The sequence below is a fragment of the Sedimentibacter sp. B4 genome, from assembly GCF_000309315.1.
Taxonomy (GTDB): domain Bacteria; phylum Bacillota; class Clostridia; order Tissierellales; family Sedimentibacteraceae; genus Sedimentibacter; species Sedimentibacter saalensis.
This window is the reverse complement of the sequence record NZ_CANG01000160.1, coordinates 1-212: the sequence shown is the minus strand read 5'-3', so window position 1 is coordinate 212 and position 212 is coordinate 1. Positions and strand designations below refer to the sequence as shown.

The following is a 212-nucleotide window of genomic DNA, read 5'->3' as shown; positions in this document are numbered from 1 at the left end:
CCGGTGGTGAGATTCGGGATGAGCACGAAGTCGGCCTCGAGGCCCTTCGACTTGTGAATGGTGCGGAACCGAACCTCGAGTTCGCGGAACCTTCGCCGAGGCACGAGCTCCTCGTCGTGACGGTACCTCCCCAGGATGTCGACGCTGCTGCCGGGTTTGGTGGACGCCAGTTCGCAAAGCTGCTTCTCGATCGCCTTGGTGAGCGATTCGTT

General features: G+C 61.8%; 1 protein-coding gene. It reads right to left on the bottom strand.

Going from position 1 to position 212, the window contains the following annotated elements:
* Window positions 1–212 (bottom strand): hypothetical protein (locus BN358_RS26160; RefSeq protein ID WP_198018378.1); only part of this gene is annotated, 212 nt, incomplete at both ends.